The organism is Mesobacillus selenatarsenatis SF-1 (assembly GCF_000813125.1).
Taxonomy (GTDB): Bacteria; Bacillota; Bacilli; order Bacillales; family Cytobacillaceae; genus Mesobacillus; species Mesobacillus selenatarsenatis.
Map to the genome: position 1 here is coordinate 49944 of NZ_BASE01000136.1, position 7659 is coordinate 57602.

Sequence of the window (7659 nt, forward strand, 5' to 3'; positions counted from 1 at the left end):
ATCATCCTCGAGATTTTTTTATGACCAATTGATATAGATAAATCACTGGTGTTAAAAGAAGGGCACTTGCAATCATGGCGATTTTTATCGAAAAATTGGCGGCAATTAATCCTATTGCTGGTCCTCCGCTAATTTGACCAATCGCATCAACCTGACCTTTTACCGAAAAGAATGTCGCGCGTGTCGAGGAATCTGGAATGATTTTATTCAACCATGTATCCTCAAGCGGTGCCATGACAGACCTTGTTCCTTGGATGATCAGGTAAAAGCACAGCAAACTCATGATTCCATTCGAAAGCGCAAAACCGGTCAGCGAAGTGATAATCAGAACACATCCGATCAGCAAGGATATATAGATGGTGTTTAACTGATGATGGAGAGAACTCCGGCTGATAAAATGAAGGCCAATATATGAAAGGAGCATAACGACAAATTGAATGCTGCCGATTAGGATGACCAAGTTCCCTTCTGTCATGTATGCGAGACGGGTTTCTTCAAGGAAGTGAGAAATCCATAGCCGGTCAAAGCCTTCGCTATATAACCCGAAAAACAGAGCAATAAGGAAGAGAATCCGCATTATATAGCTAGCCTTTGTATAATGGACCATCTGGTTCATATTACTTTTCAGCGTCGACCAGGTTGATATATTTTCAGGTTGAGCAGGTTTGAAGTTCTCTTCTTTCATAAATAGAAGCAGGAAAACAGCTAAGCCCACCATCGATAATCCGCCAATGATGATCGGCAGATTGATCATGAAAAAGTAACCGATCAATATACTTAAAGGAATCGCGATCACTTCTCCGAGTGTGCCAGCTTTTGCACCATTCACAAACGCCTGGGAAGCACGATCTTCTCCGATTTCATCGGCAATCCAGGCTTGATGAGCACCGCTTGTAAACGTGTATCCAATTCCCCAAAGGACTTGAGACAATAACACGGCTGCGAAATAAGGAAAACTGCCCTCGATGAGGAACCCAGCCCCAATCAAAAAATACCCGATAATCACAGAAAGCCTGCGACTTTTTAAATCCGCCATAAACCCAGTCGGAATCTCAAACAGGAACACAACCGCCTCAAGAACAGTCCCAACCAGGACCAGCTGCAGCGGATCAAGTCCTACGACCTTCACATGATATAGCAAGTTAACCGTAAAGATAAATGTAAAAAAGAACTGAGACCAAAAACGTGTATATATATAGACACGATAGGAATCCATTTGCTTAATAAATGTCAATTTCATCTCCCCCTAACCAGATTATAGAGAGGGAGGAAGACGATTTCTTTTCCAAATTTGCGGTTTTTGTGAGGTGCTTATAAAAAAAACAGCGAAGTTACCACGATATTACATTATGTTTGTCTTTCAATCGGTCACCGATTCAACCAGCCGCCTGAGGAGTTGCGGCATTTGTTCTAGCACCTAATTCCTGGTCGATCAGCAAAAGAGCTGAAGGGTTATTTTCCGCAAGTTTGAGACGATCAATAATGGTTTTGGCCTGTGCTTCTTCATCTATTTGTTCCCTTAAAAAATCCTGGATGATCAAAGCGGCTTGAGGGTCAACTGAATTCACATAGTTATAGGCCTGACGGTAAGTATTCGTAACATACTGTTCATGGGCCATTACTTTTTGAAAGGTCTCTAACGGAGTGCCAAAGTCTTTTGGCTGTGCAGGCATGCTATTAATTTGGACAGTACCATCCCGATCCACAACAAAATCAACTAAAGTAAGCATATGTGTACGCTCTTCCTCAGATTGCAGCCTTAACCAATGAGCTATACCTGTAAAATTCTTTTTAGCCATATAAGCAGACATCGCGAGATATAAAGTGGAAGAAACATGCTCGAGTTGAATTAAATCATTAAACAAGCTTTGAAGTTCATCATTCATTTTTTTCACTCCCCGATTTCAATAAATCTTCAGTTTAGTTTATAGGTAATAGGAATTTTTGAAACTTGTTTACTCGTTTGTTTTACCCTCGGTGTTTTTGCAAAGATTCCGCGCCTCAAGAATTCAAATACATCATTTGGATGAAACAGGAAATACTACCGATAACATCTTGTTGTTTTTCTGGAGGGGTATGTATGGACGCATCAAATCAAAAGGTTCATTTAACCTGCGCGGAGATATCGAATTTATGGGATACATATATTAACGACAGTGTCGTCATTTCTATTTTGACTCACTTTCTTGAAAGGGTCGATGATTTAGAAGTCAAACCACTTCTTGAATTTACGATTGAAGTAGCGGACTCTCATCTGAAGGAGATTGGCATGATCTATGAGCAGGAGGGCATCGCCAGGCCGGAGGGATTTCCGGTCGAAAAGCATGTGAATCTGTCTGCTCCACGTCTCTTTTCGGATATTTTTTACATGGAGTACATGCAGCATATGAGCAAGTTCGGACTGACTAGCCACTCTAGTGCGATTGCCACTTCATCCAGGGATGATATCCGTGCTCTTTTTGAAAAATTCCACAGCCAGGCAACGGAACTTAACCGTGAAATCACTACACTTATGAAGAGGAAGGGAGTTTACATCCGGCCCCCATACATGAACTATCCCAAGAAAGTAGATTTCGTAGATAAGCAGTATTTCCTGACAGGATGGTTCGGAAAAAAACGCCCGCTTCTGGGGAATGAAGTAAATCATCTCTATTTGACCTCCCTCCATAATGAGCTAGGGAAGTCCACGCTATTAGGTTTTGCCCAGGTAGCCCAGGATCATGATTTGAAAACTTATTTTTATTCAGGTGTCCAGCTATGCGACAAAATCTTAAGGGAGACCCATCATGTTTTGATGGAAAGCAATGTTCCCAATTCGATGACTTGGGATTCAATCGTCAGTGATTCGAACGATCCTCCTTATTCTGACCAGCTGATGCTCTTCGTGGTAAGCATCCTATCCCAGTTGGGCGTAGCTGCTTACGGGTTCGCATTGTCCTTGAGTATGAGAAGGGATGTTGGAGCTTTGTACAGCGGTTTTATTCTAAGAGCATTAACTTATTCCGAAGACGGGGCCCAGATGATTATTGAAAGAGGCTGGCTAGAGCAGCCTCCGATGTTTGTGGATCGGGAAAAGCTGATAAAAGGGGAATGAAGGGCTTTACCTTGAGGAAATACAAAGCTTGAAAGATATCCAGACTCTAGAAATGGCTGTCAATGAGCCGATGCCGTAAGAAGAGTATGGCGGTCAGGGATAAAAAGGGTAAAAAAGGACTGGTCACCATTCCTGTATATGGAGTTGGGGACAAGTTCTTTTTCATATAAAGGGGACATGGGTCAACTAACACTTCTTTAATTTTATTCACCAACGGGACACGAGAACCGTCCCTGTGTCCCGTCCCAGGAGGATGGGCCGTATTACCTGCGACTCATGTCTGATTGACCCGTTAATGTGAAAAAAGTAGAGTAATAGAGCAATCATCTATTGAAGGAGGAACCGAAATGTCATTGAAAACAAAATTGTTAGCGGTTACATTGACCGGGACTTTAGCAGCGGGGGGCTTTGCAGGAATCAATAGTTTAACAGAAAATAACAGCCAGGTAGCTGCGAAGGCTGATGTATCGAAGGAGAACGTTTCACAAAAGCCGCCTAAAAACGTCATCGTGATGGTCGGAGACGGAATGGGAATCGGTCAGCTTGAGGTTGCACGTTTGATGGAATACGGCAAGGAAGGCCGTCTTAATATGGAATCACTGGAGAATGTTGCTTTGATGCATACATATTCTGCAGATAATACTGTTACAGATTCTGGTGCTGCTGGTACAGCGATTGCGACAGGATCAAAAACAAATAATGAGTCAATTGGTGTGGATGAAAACGGAAATGAAGTAAAGAGCATGCTGGACGCTTTCCAGGCTCGCGGCAAGAAAGTCGGGGTCATTTCCAACAATACAGTAACAGACGCAACACCTGCTGCTTTTACTGCGAGCGTGCCGAACCGCTGGAGCGGACAAGCTGAGGTCGCAAAGCAGATGCTGGAAAACGAATATGATGTCCTTCTTGGCGGAGGCGCAACATATTTTGAACCAAAGCGCCATGATGGTGTAGATTTGGTTGAGAAATTTGAGGAAAAGGGCTACACATATGTTACGGATCGGGACGAACTGAACAAAGCAGGTACTCCTGACAAATTGCTGGGTCTATTCCATTCGTCATATATGAACTATAAAACAGATAAAGATGATGTTAATAGCAATGAGCCAACTTTAAATGAAATGACGAAAAAAGCAATCGATGTTCTTTCCAACGGCAAGGATGGCTTCTTCCTGATGGTAGAGGGCGCGCGTATTGACCACGCTTCCCACGCCGCTGACTTCACGGGAATTTGGAAGGAAACAATCGAGTTCGATAACACGGTAAAAGATGTAGTACAATGGGCTAAAAATCGCAACGATACACTTGTTGTAGTATTAGCCGACCACGAAACGATGGGCGTTTCTGCAACAGAAACTATGGATATCGAAGGACTGAAAGCAATCGATGTTTCACCTGAATTCATGGCTGGAAAACTAGTCATCGAAGACGGTACAGCTACAGCCGAAAGCGTCAAGAGTGTGTTCAAGGAGTATGCAAACATCGAATTGACTAATGAAGAAGTAGCAGAATTCCAAGATAATATTAAAGATGCTGAAGGAAAAGTGTACGCTGCATACAGAACCGGCTGGGAAATAGGATCTGTCATTGCCAAGTACAATAAAGTAGGCGTAGTGGACAGAGCAGTACGCGAAGAAAGCACAACTGGCGGACATACAGGAAACATGGTACCAGTATTTGCAACAGGAACTGGATCCGAGCGCTTCGAAGGTGTTCTTGACAACACAGAAGTAATCAAGCTGATCGCCGAAGCTGCACGCCAGGAATATGCACACCCTGCAGGGAAATAAAACTAATGTTTAAGAGACCAAATCACCCTTGATTTGGTCTTCTTTGTGTTTTCTAGTGAAATCATGGGAGGATTGGCGCCCAGGAGTACCAGCGCATCATTAATAGAAAAACATAATTATGAGGCGGAAAGTTATCGGCTTGTTCCCGTCCCGTCTTGTATTATTATTGTTTTTTTTTCTTTTCAGCATTTTTGATGGTATCCCCATTAGTGAGGCTGTATAGTCTGCTTTTTGGCTCATGTATTTGCTGGGATGGCCATAATCCATGGTGTCCTGAAAAGATATAACTGACCAGGCAGGCGACAAAAAAGAATTCTATCCCCTTTCCATGAAACATTTCCAGGGCCAGCAGGAACGCTGCTATTGGGGTGTTGGCGGCACCGCTGAAAGCAGCGACCAATCCTAAAGCGGCGAGGAAGGACATTGGCAATTCTATGAACGAGTGCAAAGCATTGCCTAGTGTCGCTCCCATGAAAAAAATTGGAATCGCTTCTCCGCCAACGAAGCCTGTCCCTAAGGTAATCGCAGTGAAAATTAGCTTAGCCAGAAAGGCAAAGGGAGGGACGTCTTCTGTAAAAGCTTGTTCCAACATGCCCAGGCTGCGGCCGTTGTAATCCTGCGAGCCGGCGATTAAAGTTAAAATCACAATGAGAATTCCGCCCAAAAATGCTCTTTTCATATGGTTTTTCTTAAAGATCCGATTAGTGGTATTTTCAATCCAGTGCCTTAATTGACTGTAAGAAATGCTCAACAAGCTGAATATAAGAGACATAAGGAGGACTTTTAGAAATGTGATAACCGAAATTTCTGGCACGGAAGTGATAATGAATTCTTCATGTTTATGTTCCCAGACTGCTGTCGTTGTGTAGTGACCAACAAAGCTGGCGACAAGGCAGGGAACCAGCGCTTCGAATTTCAACTTACCGAGTACAGCCATTTCCATCCCAAACACAGCACCGGTTATTGGTGTTCCGAATGCTGCGCCGAAACCAGCACTAATACCGCTCATAATGATCATTTTTTTATCGATTGCGGCTACCTTGAAGAGTTTGTTGACTGCTTCTGCTACACTAGCCCCCATTTGGACAGCAGCTCCTTCCCTCCCCGTGGACCCCCCAAAAAAGACAGTAATAAAGGTACCCAGGTAGACGATCGGCCCCATTCTCCGCAGCACATGTTTCTTTCCGTGAACAGCGTCGATTACTAAGTTGTTTAGTTCACCTGCATCGTTTAAAGTATCATTTATATAGACCTTGCCGTATTTCATATATATGTAGCCTATGATAATGCCGCCGATTGGGAGGAGAGCTATAAGCCAGCTGTTTTTTTCCCGGACAGTTCCGAGATAATCGTTTGTTTCCAGGAGGAATGTTGTTACCGAACCTACTACTAACCCTATCAGAGCGCCGAAAAATATCCATTGACTAAGAATCCAAAAAAATTTCCTGTACTTCTGCCTGGCATTCACCCGCAATCACCTCATTCCAACTTTTCTGGATGGCCTTTACTATGGCCTTGATTCTTTACTTCCTTAAAAATATCGTCCGAACCGCTTGCTGGTGTGGACTTATTGTTCATGTTCGGCGGCGACGGTTGGCTGCCTTCAATCAGCGATTTAAGCATTTGAATATCCTCTTTAGTGGCATATTGTTTTTCAGGCTTCAGCATAAATCCTAATTGGCCATTCGATTCAATGGTTGCCCATTGCAAATCACTGAACTTTTTAATGTTTTGCTGCCTGAGGCGGACCTCAAGCATATCAACTGTTAAGCGTAATTTTTTCAAGTTAGCTTCATTCAGCTGGCCGTTCTCAACCACAAGGCGGGATTTTCCATAGATAAAGGTTTCCATAACGTTATATTTTAAAGTGATATATTCAATGAAAATTAGAGTGATGACCATCAACAAGGTAATGACCAAGGTTATCCATATATTCCTCTCGCTTACTGGCTGAATGATCAGGGAACCAACCGCGACCATCATAACCGTCTGCGCAACCGTCAGCTGGGAAACAGATTTTCTTCCAGCGAGGCGCAATATAAGGACCCCACCGATGACAATAACAACAGCTTTCCATATAAAGTGTAAATCCAAGGCTAGCCCCCCTTTTTTAGCAATCAATATGTATGTTGCTAAAAATTGTAAAAATTATACACATAACTATTTTATAAAAAGGTAAAGGGTGGTTGAAAAGGCTGTAGTGTACATTGCCGTTTTTGGGGTGTTAAAAAAGAAGAGAACATAACTGTGTTTCTCCAAGAAAACGGATGAAGGGGCAGGGATGTTGAAGAAGGATTTATCCTTTAGGTTGTTGAAGAATCGCGACAAAGGGACGGTTCTTATGTCCGTCCCATTCCCTTTTATATTGGAGATTTTTCGTCCAGTAGAATGCCACCGGTTCACCCTGCTGGCGGGCAGTTGTTCTTGCACCTCATTCTTGATCGATCAGTAAAAGGGCGGCCGGGTTATTTTCAGCAAGCTTTAGACGATCAATGATGGTTTTGACTTGTGCTTCTTCATCTATTTGTTCCCTTCAAAAGTCCTGAATGATCAAAGCGGCCTGAGGGTCGGGGGGCATGGGGATGTATCATATATGTTATTGTGACAGCTTTCAAGGTGCATAGCCCAAAACTGTCAAGAAACCGTGGTTATTGTGACAGGTTTCAAGGTACATAGCCCAAAGCTGTCAAGGAACCGTGGTTATTGTGACGGGTTTCAAGGTACATAGCCCAAAGCTGTCAAGAAACCGTGGTTATTGTGACAGGTTTCAAGGTG

The 7659-nt window shown here is 43.2% G+C and carries 6 protein-coding genes; 2 read left to right on the forward strand and 4 right to left on the reverse strand.

Features of this window, described 5'->3' with window-relative positions; translation table 11 throughout:
• Position 1: 1 nt before the first annotated feature.
• Both TY49_RS23385 and TY49_RS23390 read right to left on the reverse strand, forming a co-directional pair.
• Positions 2-1234: an MFS transporter gene (locus TY49_RS23385; protein ID WP_052442280.1), complete on the reverse strand. Its 1233-nt coding sequence runs from the start codon at positions 1232-1234 to the stop codon at positions 2-4.
• A gap of 142 nt (positions 1235-1376) precedes the next feature.
• Positions 1377-1886 (reverse strand): ferritin, encoded by a 510-nt coding sequence (locus TY49_RS23390; RefSeq protein ID WP_041968286.1) that lies wholly within the window; start codon positions 1884-1886, stop codon positions 1377-1379.
• 194 nt (positions 1887-2080) lie between these two features.
• On the opposite strand from TY49_RS23390, the gene TY49_RS23395 reads away from it, so the two are divergent.
• The gene (locus TY49_RS23395) at positions 2081-3094 is read left to right on the forward strand and encodes a DUF3231 family protein (protein ID WP_041968287.1); all 1014 of its coding nucleotides are present in this window, start codon (positions 2081-2083) and stop codon (positions 3092-3094) included.
• Positions 3095-3441: 347 nt separating this feature from the next.
• Entirely contained in the window at positions 3442-4884 is a 1443-nt protein-coding gene (locus tag TY49_RS23400) for an alkaline phosphatase (protein ID WP_041968288.1), read from the forward strand.
• Between the two features lie 163 nt (positions 4885-5047).
• Here the strand turns inward: TY49_RS23400 and TY49_RS23405 are convergent, their stop codons facing one another.
• Positions 5048-6352 (reverse strand): chloride channel protein, encoded by a 1305-nt coding sequence (locus tag TY49_RS23405; protein ID WP_041968289.1) that lies wholly within the window; start codon positions 6350-6352, stop codon positions 5048-5050.
• 11 nt (positions 6353-6363) lie between these two features.
• Positions 6364-6978, reverse strand: coding sequence for a DUF421 domain-containing protein (locus TY49_RS23410; protein WP_041968290.1), 615 nt, complete (start codon positions 6976-6978; stop codon positions 6364-6366).
• Between the last annotated feature and the right edge of the window lie 681 nt (positions 6979-7659).